Raw genomic sequence first — 18,055 nt, 5'->3', positions numbered from 1 at the left:
TACAATAAATTTTGATATTATTAGATAAATAAATAAAGAGGAAAAAATAAATGAGTAAATTTGAAGATATATCACGGATAGAGCAAGAAAATGTTCTAATGCCTAAAATTATTGAGGTATTACGAAAATTAGGTGGTCGTGCGAGTAGAATTGAGTTATCAAATGAACTAGTTGCTAACTCAGAAGAAATACCAGAAGAGTATGTGAAGTCTGTTAAAACGAGCAGGAATGGTAATGACTACTTTCCATTTGCATATACATTTAATTTTGCAATTAAAAATTTAATTCTAGCTGAATTTGTTAACATTCCTATACGAGGAACAGTGGAACTAACTGAAAAAGGAAGAACGTTTAATTTATCAAATTTTAACGTTGAACTTGATGTGCGTAAGTTATCAGATCCAAAATGGAAGGAACAGAGCCAAAAAAATAAGAATAAAAAAACTAAAACAAAGAAAAAGAAATCTATACAGACTGTTAGCATACCCTCTGGATTAGATAATGATAGTCAAGTCGATGAATGGCGTGGCCAGTTGGCAGAAGCACTCTCAAAATTTACTCCGGGAAAATTTGAATTATTTGCACGAGCACTAGTAAAAAACATGGGTGTAGCAATTGACGAAAAAATTGGTGTTAAATTAACTGGTGATGATGGGTTAGATGGCTATGGATATTTAACTACTGATGACTTTAGAACCACTAGAGTTGCTATTCAAGCGAAACGCTGGAATGGACTAGTTTCTGCACCTGAGATTGATAAGTTTCGAGGAGCAATGGATAAATACAATGCAGAATATGGTATTTTTGTAGCCACTTCAGATTTTACTCGTGAAGCTATTCATGCCTCTCGTGTTGGAACCAGAGTGATTACTTTAATAAATGGGGATAAAATTGCGGATCTCGTAGCCAAATATCAATTGTATGTCCATCCTGTTACCACATATGTACTTGATGATTATTATGAAGGAACAGAATGAAAATAAATAAAGGCGCTCTATTATGTAAGCATAAATATCATTTACCTTATCGTATTGGCTGTGGGATAACATAAATTTAAGCTTTGAATGGTAAAGTATAATAATTCGTTCAATCGAGAAGAACTCAATTAAAAACGCCTTTAGTGATATTGTAAATGGTGAAAATTCTTAAGCGGACAAGAGCTAAGGTATATTAATCTAATTCTTTTTGCTAGACAAAGGCCAGTATAAATCGATATACTGGCTTTTGTGCGTTTTACGAATTAATCAAGGGATGTGATAACCATGACAGCCAAAACCAAACGAGCCATTTTCATCTTAATTTTTAGTGAATTTCTAGTCTGCCTGGGAATCAGTTTAGTGATCCCCGTTATGCCGTTCATCAAAAATGAACTCCATCTAACAGCGACGGATATGGGGATCATGACTTCATTATTTGCGCTGGCACAATTTATTGCTTCCCCGATTATCGGTCGTGTGTCGGATAAAATTGGCCGTAAGCCAGTCTTGGTAGTAGGGCTATTTCTTTATATGCTTTCAGAAATATTATTTGCCCTGACTAATCAACTATTCATGTTTAATATTTCTCGAATTGTTGGTGGGTTTTCTGCTGCGATGGTGGTACCAACCGCGATGGCAATGGCTGCTGACATTACCACCAAGCGACAACGTGCTAAAGTGATTGGTTGGCTATCTGCGGCCTTTAGTGGTGGCTTAATCTTAGGACCTGGAATTGGTGGTATCTTAGCTAAAATCGATTATAAAGCTCCATTTTGGATCGCTGGGTTGATGGGCTTACTTAGTACGATTGCATTGGCAACTTTACTTCCTAAAGAAGATGAATTGGGTCATAACGATGGTGGCCCTGCTCGGGCAGAGTTAGAACCACCAACGAAAATGATGCAAATCCTAACTAAGCCAGTTATTATCCTGTTTGTGATGATTTTGGTATCGTCATTTGGTCTTCAAGGTTTTGAGAGTATCTACAGCATTTATGTTAACGAAGTGTTCAAGTTTAGTTTAGATAACATTGCTTTAGTGCTGACGTTAAATGGAGTTATCTCACTGGTCCTACAGGTTGTACTGTTTGATCGACTCGTAATCTGGTTGAAAGAAACTAAAGTAATTCGATACTGTTTCTTTCTTAGTTTTGCCGGAACTATTTGGATTATTCTTGCCCACTCAAAGTGGGAGGTAATTGTGGCTACGTTGATTGTCTTTTCTGCATTTGATTTGTTGCGCCCAGCAATTACAACGATGTTAACGAAGATTAGTTCCAAAAATCAAGGATTGATTAATGGTTTGAACATGTCATTAACTAGTGTTGGCAATATCATTGGACCAATCATGTCAGGAACATTACTTGATATGAATTATCACTATCCATATATTGTGGTAACAGTATTCTTAGTCATTTCATTTTTAATGACTTACCAAATTAAAATTGCAAATAGTGTTGCAATCGACACAGACTAAAAAGAGTGGAAAATCAGATGCTTATACTCTGAGTAGAAACCATAAATTACTGCTGCCTTAGCAGTTTGGTAATATGAACATCGAAGAAAATCTGCCTTATTTCCCATGTTTTAGTATTAAAAATGTGTAAATAATAAAGAGGTTGAACAAAAAACATGTTTTTGAACAGCCTCTTTTTTGTATTTATTCTAATTTTTACAATTAATTTTATGATCTCTCACGCAAACGCTGTAATAATCCGTTCAATAGCAGGAACTAACTGTTGCTTAGGAGTCGCAAAGTTCAATCGGAACCAGTGACTACCATTTTCACCGTACTGAGATCCTAAATTAAGTTGCACCTTGGCATCGTTGATTAATTTTTCATCAATTACAACATCTGATAATCCGGTTTTAGTAAAATCTAACCACATTAGGTAGGTTGATTGAGGCAACATTGGTTCAATGTTGCTAGCCGTAAACATCTTATAGGCTGTATCACGATTGTCGCGTAAGTAATCGATTAATTCTGCGTGCCATTGTTCGCCCTTGCTAAGTGCAGCTGTAGTGGCATTGAACCCGATTGTGCTAATACCATTAGCAAACTCAGCTTCAATTAGCGTATTAATTTGATTGGCAAGGTACTCGTCTTTCACAAACATATAGGCATTTTTGCCGCCGGGCATATTGAAGGTTTTAGTAGCGGCTGAAATTACCAATCCGATACCATCTGTTTCAGGGATTTCTAATAATGAAGTGAAGGCTGCTGGTTGGAAAACAAGATCTTCGTGAATCTCGTCTGAAATGATAAATGTATTATAGCGTTTTGCCAGATCAACTAATTTGGTTAGGTCAGACTTTGTCCAGAGGTGACCACTTGGATTTTGTGGATTACATAGAATCATTAATGGTACGCGTTGCGTTGCCAGAACGTGCTCTAGTTGATCAAAATCGATGTAGTACTGGTCTTGTGAATCGATTGTAAGGTCGAAGTTTAAAATATGCCGTCCGGCATTTCGAATAGCACTTGAAAATGGTGCGTAAACGGGATCAAAAATCAACACATTATCATTGGATTTTGTAATTGTTCGCAGGGCAAACGACAAACCAGGGAGGACACCCGTTAATGGAATAATTTGTTCGGGGGTCAGAGTTAGGTGATGGTATTTTTTCTGCCAGCTGATAATACTATCAAAATACGCTTGTGAGGCTTCTGAATATCCTAAAATTGGTGTTGTTGGCAAAAGATTATCACGCACAAATTTAGGAGTAGCAAAGTCCATGTCTGCAGTTGTCATCGCAATCACATCTCTATGTTCAGGTTGATCGGTAATCGCCCATTTGTTGCTACCAGTGTTAACTCGATTAATAATTGTATCAAAATCCATTATTAGGACTCCTTTGAAAGATATTGAGATCATTCTACCATTATGTTTAATTATATTCATTAAAGTGGTGTTCCACGTGGAACATAATTTTAATTATGTCGCCTGATAGGGGTTTGGTAGCTGGTTAGATTCCTTTTCGGCCGCTACAAAATCGTATTCTGCGGTAACAATTTTAGTTGCGTCCGTTGATCCATAAATATCAAGTTTATAATCGATTTCAGCCAAATTTTCAGTAATTTTTTGCTGGACAGCAAGGACCGCTTGCCGATGGCTGAGCAGTAATTTTTTACGCTCCTTGATTGTGCTGGGACCCGCCATAACATAATTAATGTATGTACGAATATCTTTGATTTTCATTCCCGTATCTTTTAAACAGCAAATTGTTTTTAATAAATTTAGATCGCCATCAGTAAAGATGCGGTATCCTGAATGATTACGGGCAACAAATGGTAATAAGCCTTGCTTGTCGTAGAAGCGCAAAGTATAGATTGATAAATTTGTTTTTTCAGATACTTCTTTAATTGTGTAAGTCATAAGTTCCATCCTTTTTCCTTGCCATAGAGTACGGTCGAGGGTTTAATGTGTACATCATAGCGCAAGCATAAAATTTCTACAATCAAAGGAGATCATGGAATATGAAAGCAAAAGTTTTAGTTACTGGTGGCAATGGTTTTTTAGCCATGCATATTATCAAACAGCTGTTGGATGATGCATATCCAGTGAGGGCAACTGTGCGTTCAATTGAAAAGCAAACAAATGTGATCACAGCACTGCAGAATGCTAACACTGCGAATCTGGATCAGCTATCATTTATTGAAGCCTCATTAACGGAAGATGCTAATTGGCCAACAGCAATGAAAGATATTACTTACGTAATGAGTGTGGCTGCACCGGTATTTGTCAATGGGACAAATGATCCGCAGACTGTTACTCAAACAGCAACTCAAGGCACACTTCGAATTTTAAAAGCAGCGGTAAATGCTAATGTTAAACGGGTTATCATGACATCTAATCTTGGTGCGGTGGGTTTTAGCAATTTAGATGCAACACACGTGACAACCGAAGTTGATTGGACAGATTCGGAGCAGCCTGGATTATCATTGTACGAGAAATCAAAATTAGTGGCCGAAAAGAGTGCGTGGGAGTATTTGAAGCGTACAGACAGCAAGTTAGAGTTCGTAACGGTTAATCCGGGAGCAATGTTAGGCCCAGCTTTAGACCAACATGTTTCTGGCAGTTTTGGGCTTGTTAAAAATTTATTGGATGGAACGTTCAGTCGTATTCCAAGAATCGAAATGAATATTGTCGATGTGAGAGATGTGGCCGACATGCATGTTCGGGCGATGATGACGCCTCAAGCAGCAGGGAAACGGTTCTTAGCCGTGAATGATGTTCCAGTTTCAATGGGTGGGATTGCTACTGTGATTAGGTTAAACCGTCCCGAATTAGCCGCTAAAGTCCCAACCAAATTATTGTCAGGTTGGTTGATTAAATTAGCATCTCATTTTAACCAACAAGCTAAAGAAGGTCGATTGTTTTTGGAGATTAATCACAATGTTAGTAATCAACAAGCGAAGTCTGTATTAGGTTGGCATCCAATTTACAGTAATGAACAGACAATTTTAAGTGCAGTGGATCAATTGGTTAAATCTGGTGAAATCAAATAATAGGCACTAGGCAACAGAAACAGGTCTTTAATTCACTTTTACAACGCACTACGTTCAGTTCATGTTACGTGGATAGGATGTTAATTGGAGCACACTGAAAAAAATCAATCAAAAAAAGCTGATAAATTTTATCAGCTTTTTTGATTGATCAATTTAGCGAACTTGTTCCAGTAATGCTGACATAAATGCGTCCGCATCCCCAACAAAGGCATAATCTGATTTACCAAAGATCGGTGCGTGGGCATCTGTATTAATCGAAACAACTTTCTTAGCGTTTTCGATTCCGACCGCATATTGAACGGCGCCTGAAATTCCAAAATTAATTAATAGGTCAGGAGCGATTGTGTTTCCACTTTGACCGATTTGGTTTTCATGACTGAACTCATCATTGTCGGTTAGTGGTCGCGAAACACCTACCATACCGCCTAATTTACCAGCCAGTTTTTCGGCTTTTTCAATCACTTTTTCATTGTTGGCACCACGACCAAGGGCAATGACAGTTTTTGCTTCGCTGATGTTAGCGGAACTATTGATGACTGGTATTTCACTCAGCACCTCAATGTTGGCTTCTGGATGAAAGGCGAATGAGTAATTAATTATTTCCGTATCGGTTGAATGTTTTACAGCTTTAAAGATGTTAGGTCGAATAGTTGCCATCTGGGGACGCACATCCGGACAGATAATTTCACACATAATATCATCACCGTAAGTTGGCTTAACTTGAACTAGGTCATCGCCATCAAAGTAAATATCGAGGCAATCAGCGGTTAGACCTGTTTTTAGCTTAGCTTGTAACCGTGGAGCCACAGAGCGACCTAACACGGTGGCAGGAAACAGGAGACTGTTGGGCTTTAAGTCAGAAACAACTTGGTCGAGGGCGTCTGCAATTTCGCCATCGCTAGCATTGTGAAATTGGGCATCTTTTAAAGTCACAATTTTGTCGGGCCCATATTCTTTTACGGTCGTTTCAACATTCATTGTTTTAGTTTCTGTAATTAAAGCAACAACAGGCCGTTCACCTGCAATTTCACGTGCTTTGGTAATTAATTGTAGACTAGTGGGTTCGATAATTTGCCCATTAACTTGCACAAACACCCAAATTTCGTTATTCATTGTTTTCAACTCCTCTTTAATTATTCAATTCTTCCAGTAATTGAGTGACTGCGGCGTGTGGATCGGTAGGAAGGGTGGTTGTTTGCCGACCAGCTTTTTCTGGTGAATAAATCCGTTTAACAACGGTTGGTGAACCGGTTTGACCGATTTGAGCTGGATCAACAGCTAACTCATTTTCCGACCAAATGATGATTTCTTTTTCAAAACTCTTTTGAATGTTGAGTGGAGTTTCATAACGCGGTTGGTTCATTTCATCGCGAACAGTAACTACTGCAGGAAGGTGAACTTTGACTTCTTGAACGAGGTTGTCGAGGAGACGGTGACCGATTAATTGGTTTTTATCTTGCAATTCAATGCTTTCTGCAAAGGTAACTTGTGGTACTTGCAATTCTTCGGCCACAATCGGGCCAACTTGACCCGTATCTGCATCAACTGATTGGCGACCAAATAAAATTAGGTCAACATTACCAATCTTTTTGATGGCTTCACTTAATACGTATGCGGTTGCTAAAGTGTCAGCACCACCAAACTTGCGCGAACTAAGCAAAATGGCAGAATCAGCTCCCATGGCGAGACCATCACGTAAAGAACTGATGTAGCTGTTAGGACCCATGCTGAGCAGGATAACTTCACCACCAGCTTGTTGTCGGAGCTGAAGTGCAGCTTCAATGGCGTTACGATCGAATAAGTTAATGATTCCTTCAACATTGCTGCGCACAAGGTTATTGGTTTTTGGATCGATTTTTACGGTATCGGTGTTTGGTACTTGTTTGATACATACGACAATCTTCATGATGATTCTCCCTTTTATTTTGGTTGAAACGTGCTCCGCAAAGCAACTTCCTAACGGATAAGTCAAAATTATTAATGACTAAAATTCAAGCCATCAATAATTTCGCCTTATTCCACGGAAGTTATACGGTTTGCTCCGCACTCTATTTTGCGACTTCCTTAGTAGCAATCTCAGTGTTCATCTTCTCAACTGTACCTTCAGCAATTTCCATTGCGCGTGCATCTCGAATCAGATGTTCAATCGGGTATTCACGACTGTAGCCATAACCTGCTAGTACTTGTAACGCCTTATCACCAGCAGAAACGGCGCTGCGACTACCATAGGATTTGGCCATTGCAGCGATTTCCGAATAAGGTTCACCAGCAGTTTTCAGTTCAGCACCATGTTGATAAAGTAATTCGGTATTTTGTTTTGCAATCGCAATGTCGGCAATTTTTTCTTGAATGGTTTGTAACTCATATAATGGTGTATCTAAAGCTTTGCGCTGCTTGGAATAGTCTACGGCGATTTTTAATTCGTGTTTCATAATCCCAGCTAAGACAGCACCCATTAAAATACGAGCATCATCATGGGCGTTATTGCCAATTTCATGACCTTGGCCAATTTCACCTAATAAATGATAATCAGGAACTTTGATATGATCCATCACGATTTCACCAACTGGAGTACCACGAAGACCAATAAAGTCTTCTCGTTTACCAAATTGGAAGCCAGGCATATCTTGGTCGACAACGAAAACAGCCATCTGATCATCTTCGGTTTTGGCTAGGACACAATACACCTGTGCCAACCCCCCGTTTGTAATCATGATTTTATCGCCAGTGATAATCCAATCATCACCTTGTTTAACGGCTCGGGTTGAAATTCCAGTTGGATTGGAGCCACCAGATGATTCTGTTTGTGAAAAAGCAAAAATCCGTTTTGTAGCAGATGGTAAATATTTAGCCAGAAGCTCTGGTTGACCATATTTCAAAAACTGGGAAATTGTTTTGAAGTGGCCTTCAAGCGTAACGGCCATGCTAGCATTACCAAACGCCATCGCGTTGATTGCTTGTGCTGCAGCAATATAATCAAATCCGGCACCGCCGTATTCACGTGGCAAGGTGATGCCTAATAGTCCATTATCGACAACCTTTTGAAATAGTCCTTCTGGGTAATCACCAAGCTGATCGATTTTCATATCAATCGGAGCTAATTCATTAGCTGTAAAATCAACAATCATACGATGAAGCATGTTTTGAGCGGAAACTTTATCGTTAGTCATAATTCCATCCCTTTAGTTTGTATTTTCACAATCTCTCGTTGCGTCTATAATATCGTGTTCGGAAGTTTAGGTCAATCATTTAATCTTTGTAATCGCTGATTTATCAGGTGTTTTGTAAATTAATGTTGATTTTCATAAAATCGAACAGTTAAAATATCTGACCAATGTTTGTGATTTTTTTAGTAGCTTGTTTCATGTGGAACAACGGGTGTTCGAGTTCGGTTAACTTAGTGTAGTTTATGATAATAGGAACTTTCTTGTAACTAAAAAATCCCAATATCATAATTCGAAGCTCGAATTATGATATTGGGATTTTACAGTATATTACTGAATTAGCAGGGTTAAGGTATTACTAGAATTTAATTACTTGTCCAACATAAATTGTGTAAGGACTTGAAATGCCATTCTTACTTGCTAAGCTAGTCCAGCTAACACCTTTGGCAGCGGCGATTCCTGAAAGAGTATCACCACTTTTAACAGTGTATGATGAACCACTAGTAGAAGAGCTAGAACTAGAACTTGATGAACTACTTGAACCACTCACTTTGATCGATTGACCAACATAGATGGTATTTGGATTAGAGATACCATTAGCACTAGCCAATGCGCTCCAACTCGTTCCATATTTGGCAGCAATTGAAGACAATGTGTCGCCACTCTTAACAGTGTACGTGCCACTAGTAGAAGTTGAAGTGCTTGAACTAGATGACGAACTATTAGAGCTTGACGAACCAGAGATTGTTAATGTTTGACCTACATAAATTGTGTATGGACTCGCGATGCTATTCTTTGATGCTAAGCTAGTCCAGCTAACCCCATATTTAGCAGCAATACCAGATAATGTGTCACCACTCTTAACGGTATAAGTAGATGCGTTTGTTGCTGATGAGCTTGAAGAACTGCTTGAACTAGAACTTGACGATGAGCCGCTCTTGATTGTTAATACTTGGCCAACGTAAATTAAGTTAGCATTGCTTAATTTGTTTAATGAAACCAATGTTGATGTGGTCGTACCATAATTAGAAGCAATTGCGGATAAGGTATCGCCACTCTTAACTGTGTAAGTTGTACTGCTAGTGCTTGATGAACTAGATGAGCTTGAACTCGAAGAACTGCTTGATGAACTTGAGCCTTGCTTAACTAACAATGTTTGACCCACATAAATTAAGTTAGCATTACTAATGCTGTTCAATGAAGCTAATGTGGCTGAAGTAGTACCGTATGAACTAGCAATGCCAGAAAGTGTATCGCCACTCTTAACTGTGTAGTAGGTTGAATTGCTGGTAGACGAGCTAGATGATGAACTAGAACTCGATGAACCACTACCTGAAACACTGGCACCAGCAAATGCAATTTGATCAAGTTGAGTTAAGTTATAGGTTTGTACCAAACTAATCAATGAAGAAGTATAGGTAGGAGCTGTGGCATATCCATCTTGTTGTAACAAGCGAGCAACAGTTTGATAATCAGTTACACCAAGCAAATTACTGTAACGAGAATTTGAATATAAGAAGTAACCGTGATCTTCAACACTTTCTGAGTTGTTAGCATATGCACGGAAAGCATCATAAATGGTGATGTATTTACCATTTACATATTCTTGTGTTGGGTAGTTAACAGAGTTTCCATTGTATGAACCCTTAATACCAAATAAATTATGGGCTTGGGTTGAAAGTGATGATTTACCCCAGCCGCTTTCAAGGATTGCCTGAGCAACAGTTATTGAAGGGAGCACACCATATTTGGTCCAGCCTTCAATGGCTCCTGCTTCCACACTTTCAATGAAAGCTTGTAATGTGGCATTTGAACTAAAAGTTGGTTGCGTTGCTGTGGCAGCAGCAGCGACAGCTACAACTGTTTGTGCTTCGCCATTTTCTTCATATGCTTGTAATGCTGCTGATTTAGCGGCTTCAATCTCACTAGCATCTTCAGTTACTAGTACAGCTGTATTTGAAGAACTGCTAGTAGCTGATGAAGTGGCGCTTGATTCAGCCGATGAAGCGGCGCTTGTGGCACTCGATTCAGCAGCAGAACTAGCGGTACTACTTGCAGAAGAAGCTGTGACTGCACTGACAGAAGCATCACTTGCAGCACTTGTAACTGATTCAGCAGCGGCACTTAAGGCTTTAGCTTCTGCACTAGTAGCATCACTGGCAGCAGAACTATCATTGGCGCTATCAGAACTGGTTGAGCTGGCACTTAGGACAGCGACATTACTATCGCTGGAAGTTGAAGTCGCACTACTTGCACTAGTAGCTGATTGATCTGCATCGTTAGCGTTGCTGGTTGTGTCGGCGTGGGCTGCTGACACACCAGTAGCCCCTAGGCCAATTGAAAAAGCAGCGATTCCAGCGAAAACCCATTTGCGTCCCTGTTTGTACATTTTATAATGCAGTTTATGATCCATTGGTTGATTGTCTTTCATAATCTTCTCTCCTTTGGAAATGTGATAAGTAAATTTACGATAGTTAATTTAAAATGATAAGAAATAATTACAATTGTTAAAAATTAACTAAGATTACTAACTGACATTACAATATCATCAATTGCCCTGCTATGTCAACGTCTTGCAGCATACAAATTAATTTATGAAAACAATAAAAAAACCACATAATGTGGTTAATAATTTCTACAAAGTCTTAAATTTCGGTAAAGCATTTGATAACCGAAATTAAAAAACAACGTAGCGATATTTTTAGTCTGAATAAAAAATTTAATTTATTTTGTGTTTTTCATGAATTTTCGCAATAATCGAACTTCTTCGTCGGTCGGGGCACTCGTCATTGATTTAATATTGTGGATTCTCTCGACAGAAAGCTGGCTACCAAAGGCGACATCGTTATCGGCCATATGTTTTCGTTTTTCAAATGCGATAATCTCTTCTGCTAATTTACTTAAATCACTCATGAACTCACTCCTTCAAAATTATTAAATCAGTTAATTACCTATGTTTATTGTAGCGTTTTTTCGTTAAAATAGATAGAAAAGATATGTTTGTGAGATTTTGTGGTTTATCTGTGGCATAATCTTAATCAAAGACATGAGCTTGGGATAGGAGTAACGCATATGTGGACAGGTTGGAATTGGATTGGAATTATTTTATGGGTTATCGTTGTTGCTTACCTTATTTATGTGATCCATTTTATTCGAGTCAAACAGTTAATGTTGATCGTTAGGACTAAAAGGGCGTTTGCTTGGAAAAATACACTACAGTACACCGGTTTGTTAATCGTAGCAGTCATTGCGTTTGCTGCAATGGCTTATTTAACATTTTTTCGGCAAGTTGATTTAACAAATAAAAATGAAGTTGAAATTTCAACTAAGTACCATCCATTGGTGCTGACACCGATTAAAGATGATTTCTATTATGTACAAGCACATCGTGGAACATCGGGTGATAAACCAGTGGTGTCATACTCATACTGGTTGAAACATAATAAATACACCATTAGTGGTCATAACGGTACAATTGTGGACGGGGATGCACCGATGAATGTGGTGGCTTCTGTCTATCCGTGGAACAAATCCAAGTTGCAACGAGAAGATAGTAAAAATGGGAAAGCCTTTGTGGCAGTTATGACAATTCGCTACAAGAAAACCCTGTTAAATGGAATTGGGATGCGCAGTGGCCATGTGGCTAATCGGTATACTATGATTAGGGTTCCCGCTGAAGGATTTATTTATCATAAATAAGTTGCATTAGACGTTTAGTAGATTAAATTAGAATGACCAATTGGTAAATCGTGATTTGATTTATCGATTGGTCATTCTAGGTTAGAATTATAAAATTGATGTAGCTTATATATGCATATTTTTTAAATAGAATTCGGTTTAATCGCACTTTTTATTACCAATAAGAAAGGATACAAGTATGCTGAATTTATCACTACTTATGCTCGAACGAGTTGGAATAGTCATTATTTTAGCGTTTTTACTAGTTAATGTCCGCTTATTTCGTCGTTTGCTGTTTCAACGAGATTCATTGAATGCCAAAGTACAGCTAATTTTAATTTTTTCTGTTTTTGCGATTGTTTCTAATTTAACTGGAATCGAAATTGATCCGCATAATAATTTAATTTCATCAGTTATCTTGACGGGTATTCCACAAAATTATTCGATTGCCAATACCAGAATTTTGGCAATCACAGTTGCTGGAATCATTGGTGGTCCATATGTCGGCGGCGTAGTTGGCATCATTGCTGGTGTTCATCGGGTTATCCAAGGAAGTATGACAGCGTGGTTTTATGTACCGAGTTCGGCGTTAATCGGAATTTTATCTGGGCTTTTTTTTCAAAATAAAACAAGAAAAAACCGGCTAGTTGTGATGACACCAATGCAAGGAATTGTGGTTGGGTTATTAATGGAACTGATTCAAATGGCCTTTATTTTATTCTTCAGCCCAACCGGTTGGACGCTAGTTAAATTTATTGCAATTCCGATGGTGACCTTAAATGCAGTCGGGACCTTTATCTTTTTATCAATTATTCAATTATTTTTAAACCAAGAACAAGAAGCTCGAGCTGTTCAAACACATGATGTTTTAGAACTAGCTGACCGAACGTTACCTTATTTTCGGGCTGGCTTAAATAGTGATTCTGCGACAAAAGTTGCTGAAATCATTAAACGCTACACCAATTTCTCTGCCATCAGTTTGACTTCAACAAATGAGATTTTGGCGCACGTGGGTGCAGGTAGCGATCACCATGTTCCTAATAAGGCAATGGTGACCCAGCTTTCTGAAAAAGCGATTCAAGCTAATCATATAGAAATTGCGCACAGTAAAGAAGAAATCGGGTGTTCTAATCCCAACTGTCCATTGGAAGCAGCCATTGTAATTCCATTAGATGTTGATAATCAAGTGGTGGGAACGCTAAAAATGTATTACACCGATAGTTTGATGTTGACGCCAGTTGAAGAACAATTAGCTACTGGGCTAGGATCAACTTTTTCAAGTCAAATTGCCTTAGGGGCCGCAGAAGTGCAATCTAAGTTAGTGAAGGATGCAGAAATTAAATCGTTGCAGGCACAAATTAATCCACACTTCTTTTTTAACGCGATTAATACAATTTCAGCAATGATTCGTCGAGATAGTGAGCAGGCGCGAACACTACTACTGCAACTAAGTACGTATTTCAGGGCTAACTTGATGGGAGTACGACAAACAGAAATTACGTTAGCGCAGGAAAAAGAACATGTGAATGCATATCTAGTACTGGAGCAAACACGTTTCCCAGATAAATATCAAATTGATTTTGATATTCAGACAGATTCAAATGTTAAATTACCACCGTTCACGATTCAAGTATTGGTTGAAAATGCGTTGAAACATGCTTTTGCCGGGCGTAAAAGTGATAACCATGTCCAAATTATAGTGGCTGCTATCGGACAACAGCTAAAAATTCAAGTTGCGGATAATGGGAATGGCATTGCTGCTGACCGGTTACGCCAGTTGGGTAAAGAAGAAGTTGCTTCTGAACATGGTAGTGGAACAGCTTTACAAAATCTAAATCAACGGCTGGTAGGAATATATGGTCAAAATAGTGCTTTAAAGTTTGATTCAAGTAATAATGGAACGACTGTTACAACATATATTCCGTTGAAAAAAGAATAATTCACACTAATGCCACAAAAGAAAAAATTGATAAAAGGGGCGATAACTATGCGAGTTTTAATTGTTGATGACGAGCCACTTGCTCGTGAAGAGCTAAAATACTTATTAACCCAGAATCAAAATGTGACAGCTATTTTAGAGGCCGACTCAATTGCAAGTGCGCAAAAATGGCTCGAAAAAGAAACGATCAATTTAATTTTTCTAGATATTCAGCTCGGCGACGAGAATGGGTTTACGTTAGCAGATCAAATTAAAAAAATTTCTCAACGACCACGAATTATTTTTGCGACGGCGTATGATGAGTACGCACTGGATGCATTTAACGCCAATGCCCTTGATTACATTTTGAAACCTTTTGAACAATCTCGCGTTGATGAGGCAATTCAAAAAGGAATGGGCGTTAACGCAGCAACGGAGATTGATGCACAAAAATCACGCGATAATCCACGAATTTCAGTTACAAACGAAGATAAAACCCGAGTAATTAATAAAAAAGATATTGTGGCAGCATACGTGGAAAATGGCGATCTAGTAATCGTAACGAAACAAGCTGAGTTCCGTACTAAACAAACGTTGGTACATTTACAGGAGCTGTTGAACCCGCAACAATTTTTACAGGTTCACCGCAGCTTCTTGGTGAATCTGAATGAAGTTAGAGCAGCTGAACCGAGTTTTAACCATACGTATGAATTAACAATGACTAACGGGAAGAAAATTCCAGTTAGTCGATCGTTTGTTAGTGAAATGAAACGTGCATTAGGCATGTAGGGTATTTCACAATCAATAAAGGGCATTTGAACTGCAAAAATTGTTAACTAACCGCTAAAACATTCTGTTTTAGCGGTTTTTTTGTAGAATTAGGACAATAAAGAAATTGTCAGGAGGAAAAACAAATGGATAAACAGAAAAAAAGTGAGCAGAAATCAGCACCAATTTTGATTCAAATGGGTATTTTTGCAGGTGTTTTGTTTGTTGCTAGTTTGATCTCGCCATTATTTCCGAAAAATTTTCCAGTGCCAACCCCAGTTATCGGGCTTGTACTGTTGTACTTACTATTAACGCTTCACATTGTGAAACTGGAATGGGTCGATAATTTTGGTGGTTTTATGATCAGTTTGATCGGTTTTTTATTCGTCCCTTCGGGTGTTTCGTTAGCTACTAGCCTTGATATTATGAGAACGCAAGGATTACAAATTGTCATTGTTGTAATTATTTCAACTGTTTTGATGTTAGTGGTGACAGCCTATACAGCATGGTTATTAATTACTATTAAAAATAAGCTTTCACGTCGTTCAAAAGATGCACATGGCGGAGAAAAAGTAGTTCAACCAAACAAGAAAGATGGATTGAAAGGACAGGTGAACTAATATGACTGTTTCATTAGCACAACCATTTTTTGGCATCTTTATTTCAATTGCTGTGTATTTATTTGGTCAGTGGTTATTCAAGGTTGGCAAGGGATTTTTCTTGTTTCAACCATTGTTTGTTGGAATGGTATTGGGAATTATTGCCGTTGTCGTTTTAGGTAAAATCATGGGTACATCCACTGTTCAGGCGTACACGAAGTTTTACAAGCCAGGTGGCGACATTATTTTCTGGTTCCTAAATCCAGCGACGATTGCGTTTGCGATCCCACTGTACAAACGAAACGATATTGTAAAAAAATATTGGGCTGAAATTTTGCTAGCTTTGATTATTGGCTCAGTCGTTTCATTATTCTTAATTTTAGGGACTGCTAGAATGTTTGGCTTGGATGATTCGGCTATTGCTGCGATGTTACCCCAAGCAGCTACTACGGCCATTGCATTACCAATTTCCACCGCGATTGGTGGAAACTTCTCAATTACAGCGATGGCAGTGATTCTAAATGCGGTGATCATTTATGCATTGGGTGACTGGTTAGTTAAATTCTTCAAACTTGGTAAATCAGAAATTGGAACTGGACTTGGTCTAGGAACGGCAGGACATACCGTTGGATCAGCTAAAGCACTAGAGATGGGATCTGTTCAAGGATCAATGGCATCCATTGCGGTGGTAGTTATTGGTGTGGTAGTCGATTTAGTTGTACCAACGTTTGCTCATTTTATTGGGTTGTAAAAGTAAGAACCATTAATTGAATAATTTTTAACGGAGCGCAATTCATAAATTTGAATTGCGTTTTTATATGTTAAAAAACATAACATATAATAAAGCTCTGTTATCAAAGCGCTTAGTGAACTTAAAACAAAAAAACAGACTCGATTATCAAATTTAATTTGACTATTTAAAAATATGGTGTTATATTTCCTTACATCAAAATATATTTGGTAAGGAGAGGGATTTATGAACGCAGCAAATACATCGTTTTTGGTTCTTGCAAGTATTCTAGTGTTATTTATGACACCAGGTTTAGCTTTCTTTTATGGCGGGTTAGTATCACAACGAAACGTTGTGAATACAATGCTATCAGTGTTCTTTATTTGTGGTTTGGCGATTCTTTTGTGGATTGCATTCGGTTATACGCTGTCGTTTAGTGGGAATACCGCTGGAATTATCGGAAACCTCGACCATTTCTTTCATCAGGGTGTGACGTTAACAAAGCTGACAGCCACGAAAATTCCAGTTGGATTATATTCAATTTTTCAAATGATGTTTGCGATCATTACCCCAGCACTATTTGTTGGCGCCGTGGTTGGTCGGATGAAATTCAAGTTTTTGTTGTGGTTTATCGTATTTTGGTCAATCCTAATTTATTATCCAATGGTTCATATGGTCTGGAGTCCCAATGGTATTTTAGCTAGCATTGGCACAATTGATTTTGCCGGTGGGACCGTTGTTCATATTAATGCTGGTGTGACAGCACTGGTACTATCAATCTTCTTGGGTCACCGACTAAGCTACAACGAAAAAACTAAACACTACAATTTGCCGTGGGTATTATTAGGGACTGCAATTCTGTGGATTGGTTGGTACGGCTTCAATGCTGGTAGTGCACTGGCGATTAACAACATTGCAGTTCAGGCAACGATGACGACTACGGTTGCAACCGCAAGTGCAATGATCACTTGGTTATTAATTGATATGACCCGAACTGGAAAACCGACTTTAGTTGGCGTTTGTACTGGAACGTTATGTGGGTTAGTCGGTATCACGCCAGCAGCAGGGTATGTCACAATTGCTGGTGCATTTTGGATTGGCATTTGTGCTACGATAATCAGTTATATCTTCATTAACGTTTTGAAACCTAAGCTAGGTATTGATGATGCGTTAGATGCATTTGGTTGTCACGGAGTAAGTGGGATAGTTGGTAGTCTAGCAACTGGTTTATTAGCAACCAAGTCAGTTAATCCAGATATTGCAAAAAGCGGTCTGTTTTATGGCGGTGGCTGGCACTTATTTGGAGTTCAACTATTAGCAACGGTTGTGACAATTGTCTTTGTTAGTGTGATGGTAGTTATCATTGTGACTGCATTAAAAGCAATCACGCCAATGCGAGTCTCAGAAACAGAGGAACGAGTTGGACTAGATTTAGGTGAGCATGGTGAACGAGCTGATTATACGGTTGCTAGAAATAGTGAAATTATTGAATATCAAACTGAGTTTAAGGGACAACTAGCGAAACTTAATAATCACGTAAATATGCATAAAGATTAAACTGAAATAACGGTGTGGGCACGGCGTTATGGAGTTAAGAGGGTGAGTGTCGTCACGATTTTAAGTCGTGGTGGAACAAAAAATCCCACTAATGAACTTTGTAAGTTCATTAGTGGGATTTTTAATTTCATGTTAGTTTTTTTATGTTAGATGAC

Annotated in this window: 16 protein-coding genes; 9 read left to right on the top strand and 7 right to left on the bottom strand. The window is 38.4% G+C overall.

Annotated elements, in window-relative coordinates; all coding sequences use genetic code 11:
* Positions 1 to 50: 50 nt before the first annotated feature.
* A complete protein-coding gene (locus FFM51_RS00440) occupies positions 51 to 977 on the top strand; it encodes a restriction endonuclease (RefSeq protein ID WP_137596696.1) in 927 nt (308 codons plus the stop codon).
* 285 nt (positions 978 to 1,262) lie between these two features.
* Positions 1,263 to 2,453 carry an MFS transporter gene (locus FFM51_RS00435; protein WP_137596695.1) on the top strand — a complete coding sequence of 397 codons (1,191 nt, stop codon included), beginning with the start codon at positions 1,263 to 1,265 and terminating at the stop codon, positions 2,451 to 2,453.
* Positions 2,454 to 2,670: 217 nt separating this feature from the next.
* Here the strand turns inward: FFM51_RS00435 and FFM51_RS00430 are convergent, their stop codons facing one another.
* Entirely contained in the window at positions 2,671 to 3,819 is a 1,149-nt protein-coding gene (locus FFM51_RS00430; protein ID WP_170999526.1) for a MalY/PatB family protein, read from the bottom strand.
* 93 nt (positions 3,820 to 3,912) lie between these two features.
* On the bottom strand, positions 3,913 to 4,353 hold the full coding sequence (locus FFM51_RS00425) for a MerR family transcriptional regulator (RefSeq protein ID WP_137596693.1): 441 nt from the start codon (positions 4,351 to 4,353) through the stop codon (positions 3,913 to 3,915).
* A gap of 101 nt (positions 4,354 to 4,454) precedes the next feature.
* On the opposite strand from FFM51_RS00425, the gene FFM51_RS00420 reads away from it, so the two are divergent.
* The gene (locus FFM51_RS00420) at positions 4,455 to 5,486 is read left to right on the top strand and encodes an NAD-dependent epimerase/dehydratase family protein (protein WP_137596692.1); all 1,032 of its coding nucleotides are present in this window, start codon (positions 4,455 to 4,457) and stop codon (positions 5,484 to 5,486) included.
* Positions 5,487 to 5,639: 153 nt separating this feature from the next.
* On the opposite strand, the gene FFM51_RS00415 is transcribed toward FFM51_RS00420, so the two are convergent.
* The 5 genes from FFM51_RS00415 to FFM51_RS00395 all read right to left on the bottom strand — a co-directional run bounded on the left by FFM51_RS00415 (position 5,640) and on the right by FFM51_RS00395 (position 11,563).
* Complete coding sequence (locus FFM51_RS00415) at positions 5,640 to 6,599, bottom strand: electron transfer flavoprotein subunit alpha/FixB family protein (RefSeq protein ID WP_137596691.1); 960 nt, start codon at positions 6,597 to 6,599, stop codon at positions 5,640 to 5,642.
* A gap of 16 nt (positions 6,600 to 6,615) precedes the next feature.
* Positions 6,616 to 7,392 (bottom strand): electron transfer flavoprotein subunit beta/FixA family protein, encoded by a 777-nt coding sequence (locus tag FFM51_RS00410; protein WP_137596690.1) that lies wholly within the window; start codon positions 7,390 to 7,392, stop codon positions 6,616 to 6,618.
* Between the two features lie 142 nt (positions 7,393 to 7,534).
* Complete coding sequence (locus FFM51_RS00405; RefSeq protein WP_137596689.1) at positions 7,535 to 8,656, bottom strand: acyl-CoA dehydrogenase family protein; 1,122 nt, start codon at positions 8,654 to 8,656, stop codon at positions 7,535 to 7,537.
* A 352-nt stretch (positions 8,657 to 9,008) separates the two neighbouring features.
* Positions 9,009 to 11,081, bottom strand: coding sequence for a LysM peptidoglycan-binding domain-containing protein (locus FFM51_RS00400; protein WP_137596688.1), 2,073 nt, complete (start codon positions 11,079 to 11,081; stop codon positions 9,009 to 9,011).
* A 293-nt stretch (positions 11,082 to 11,374) separates the two neighbouring features.
* Positions 11,375 to 11,563 (bottom strand): LBP_cg2779 family protein, encoded by a 189-nt coding sequence (locus FFM51_RS00395; RefSeq protein ID WP_137596687.1) that lies wholly within the window; start codon positions 11,561 to 11,563, stop codon positions 11,375 to 11,377.
* A 159-nt stretch (positions 11,564 to 11,722) separates the two neighbouring features.
* Between FFM51_RS00395 and FFM51_RS00390 the strand changes: the two genes are divergently transcribed.
* The 6 genes from FFM51_RS00390 (at position 11,723) to FFM51_RS00365 (ending at position 17,900) form a co-directional block, all read left to right on the top strand.
* A complete protein-coding gene (locus FFM51_RS00390) occupies positions 11,723 to 12,349 on the top strand; it encodes an LVIS_2131 family protein (RefSeq protein ID WP_137596686.1) in 627 nt (208 codons plus the stop codon).
* A gap of 178 nt (positions 12,350 to 12,527) precedes the next feature.
* Positions 12,528 to 14,267, top strand: coding sequence for a sensor histidine kinase (locus FFM51_RS00385; RefSeq protein WP_137596685.1), 1,740 nt, complete (start codon positions 12,528 to 12,530; stop codon positions 14,265 to 14,267).
* Positions 14,268 to 14,315: 48 nt separating this feature from the next.
* Positions 14,316 to 15,035: a LytR/AlgR family response regulator transcription factor gene (locus tag FFM51_RS00380; RefSeq protein ID WP_137596684.1), complete on the top strand. Its 720-nt coding sequence runs from the start codon at positions 14,316 to 14,318 to the stop codon at positions 15,033 to 15,035.
* 125 nt (positions 15,036 to 15,160) lie between these two features.
* A complete protein-coding gene (locus tag FFM51_RS00375) occupies positions 15,161 to 15,634 on the top strand; it encodes a CidA/LrgA family protein (protein ID WP_137596683.1) in 474 nt (157 codons plus the stop codon).
* 1 nt (position 15,635) lies between these two features.
* Positions 15,636 to 16,364, top strand: coding sequence for an antiholin-like protein LrgB (lrgB, locus tag FFM51_RS00370; protein ID WP_137596682.1), 729 nt, complete (start codon positions 15,636 to 15,638; stop codon positions 16,362 to 16,364).
* Positions 16,365 to 16,589: 225 nt separating this feature from the next.
* Positions 16,590 to 17,900 carry an ammonium transporter gene (locus tag FFM51_RS00365; protein ID WP_137596681.1) on the top strand — a complete coding sequence of 437 codons (1,311 nt, stop codon included), beginning with the start codon at positions 16,590 to 16,592 and terminating at the stop codon, positions 17,898 to 17,900.
* The last annotated feature ends 155 nt before the right edge of the window (positions 17,901 to 18,055 follow it).

Origin of the sequence: Paucilactobacillus kaifaensis, from assembly GCF_005405145.1 — a bacterium.
Classification (GTDB): Bacteria; Bacillota; Bacilli; order Lactobacillales; family Lactobacillaceae; genus Paucilactobacillus; species Paucilactobacillus kaifaensis.
The sequence above is the reverse complement of the archived record's forward strand: the minus strand, read 5'-3'. Positions and strand labels throughout refer to the sequence as shown.

What these genes read in the sequence shown, in the direction of transcription:
- FFM51_RS00415 (WP_137596691.1), bottom strand. Translation starts at nt 6,599, where the DNA reads ATGAATAACGAAATTTGGGTGTTTGTGCAAGTTAATGGGCAAATTATC.
- FFM51_RS00440 (WP_137596696.1), top strand. Translation starts at nt 51, where the DNA reads ATGAGTAAATTTGAAGATATATCACGGATAGAGCAAGAAAATGTTCTA.
- FFM51_RS00380 (WP_137596684.1), top strand. Translation starts at nt 14,316, where the DNA reads ATGCGAGTTTTAATTGTTGATGACGAGCCACTTGCTCGTGAAGAGCTA.
- FFM51_RS00395 (WP_137596687.1), bottom strand. Translation starts at nt 11,563, where the DNA reads ATGAGTGATTTAAGTAAATTAGCAGAAGAGATTATCGCATTTGAAAAA.
- FFM51_RS00405 (WP_137596689.1), bottom strand. Translation starts at nt 8,656, where the DNA reads ATGACTAACGATAAAGTTTCCGCTCAAAACATGCTTCATCGTATGATT.
- lrgB (WP_137596682.1), top strand. Translation starts at nt 15,636, where the DNA reads ATGACTGTTTCATTAGCACAACCATTTTTTGGCATCTTTATTTCAATT.
- FFM51_RS00420 (WP_137596692.1), top strand. Translation starts at nt 4,455, where the DNA reads ATGAAAGCAAAAGTTTTAGTTACTGGTGGCAATGGTTTTTTAGCCATG.
- FFM51_RS00425 (WP_137596693.1), bottom strand. Translation starts at nt 4,353, where the DNA reads ATGACTTACACAATTAAAGAAGTATCTGAAAAAACAAATTTATCAATC.
- FFM51_RS00390 (WP_137596686.1), top strand. Translation starts at nt 11,723, where the DNA reads ATGTGGACAGGTTGGAATTGGATTGGAATTATTTTATGGGTTATCGTT.
- FFM51_RS00400 (WP_137596688.1), bottom strand. Translation starts at nt 11,081, where the DNA reads ATGAAAGACAATCAACCAATGGATCATAAACTGCATTATAAAATGTAC.
- FFM51_RS00365 (WP_137596681.1), top strand. Translation starts at nt 16,590, where the DNA reads ATGAACGCAGCAAATACATCGTTTTTGGTTCTTGCAAGTATTCTAGTG.
- FFM51_RS00430 (WP_170999526.1), bottom strand. Translation starts at nt 3,819, where the DNA reads ATGGATTTTGATACAATTATTAATCGAGTTAACACTGGTAGCAACAAA.
- FFM51_RS00375 (WP_137596683.1), top strand. Translation starts at nt 15,161, where the DNA reads ATGGATAAACAGAAAAAAAGTGAGCAGAAATCAGCACCAATTTTGATT.
- FFM51_RS00435 (WP_137596695.1), top strand. Translation starts at nt 1,263, where the DNA reads ATGACAGCCAAAACCAAACGAGCCATTTTCATCTTAATTTTTAGTGAA.
- FFM51_RS00385 (WP_137596685.1), top strand. Translation starts at nt 12,528, where the DNA reads ATGCTGAATTTATCACTACTTATGCTCGAACGAGTTGGAATAGTCATT.
- FFM51_RS00410 (WP_137596690.1), bottom strand. Translation starts at nt 7,392, where the DNA reads ATGAAGATTGTCGTATGTATCAAACAAGTACCAAACACCGATACCGTA.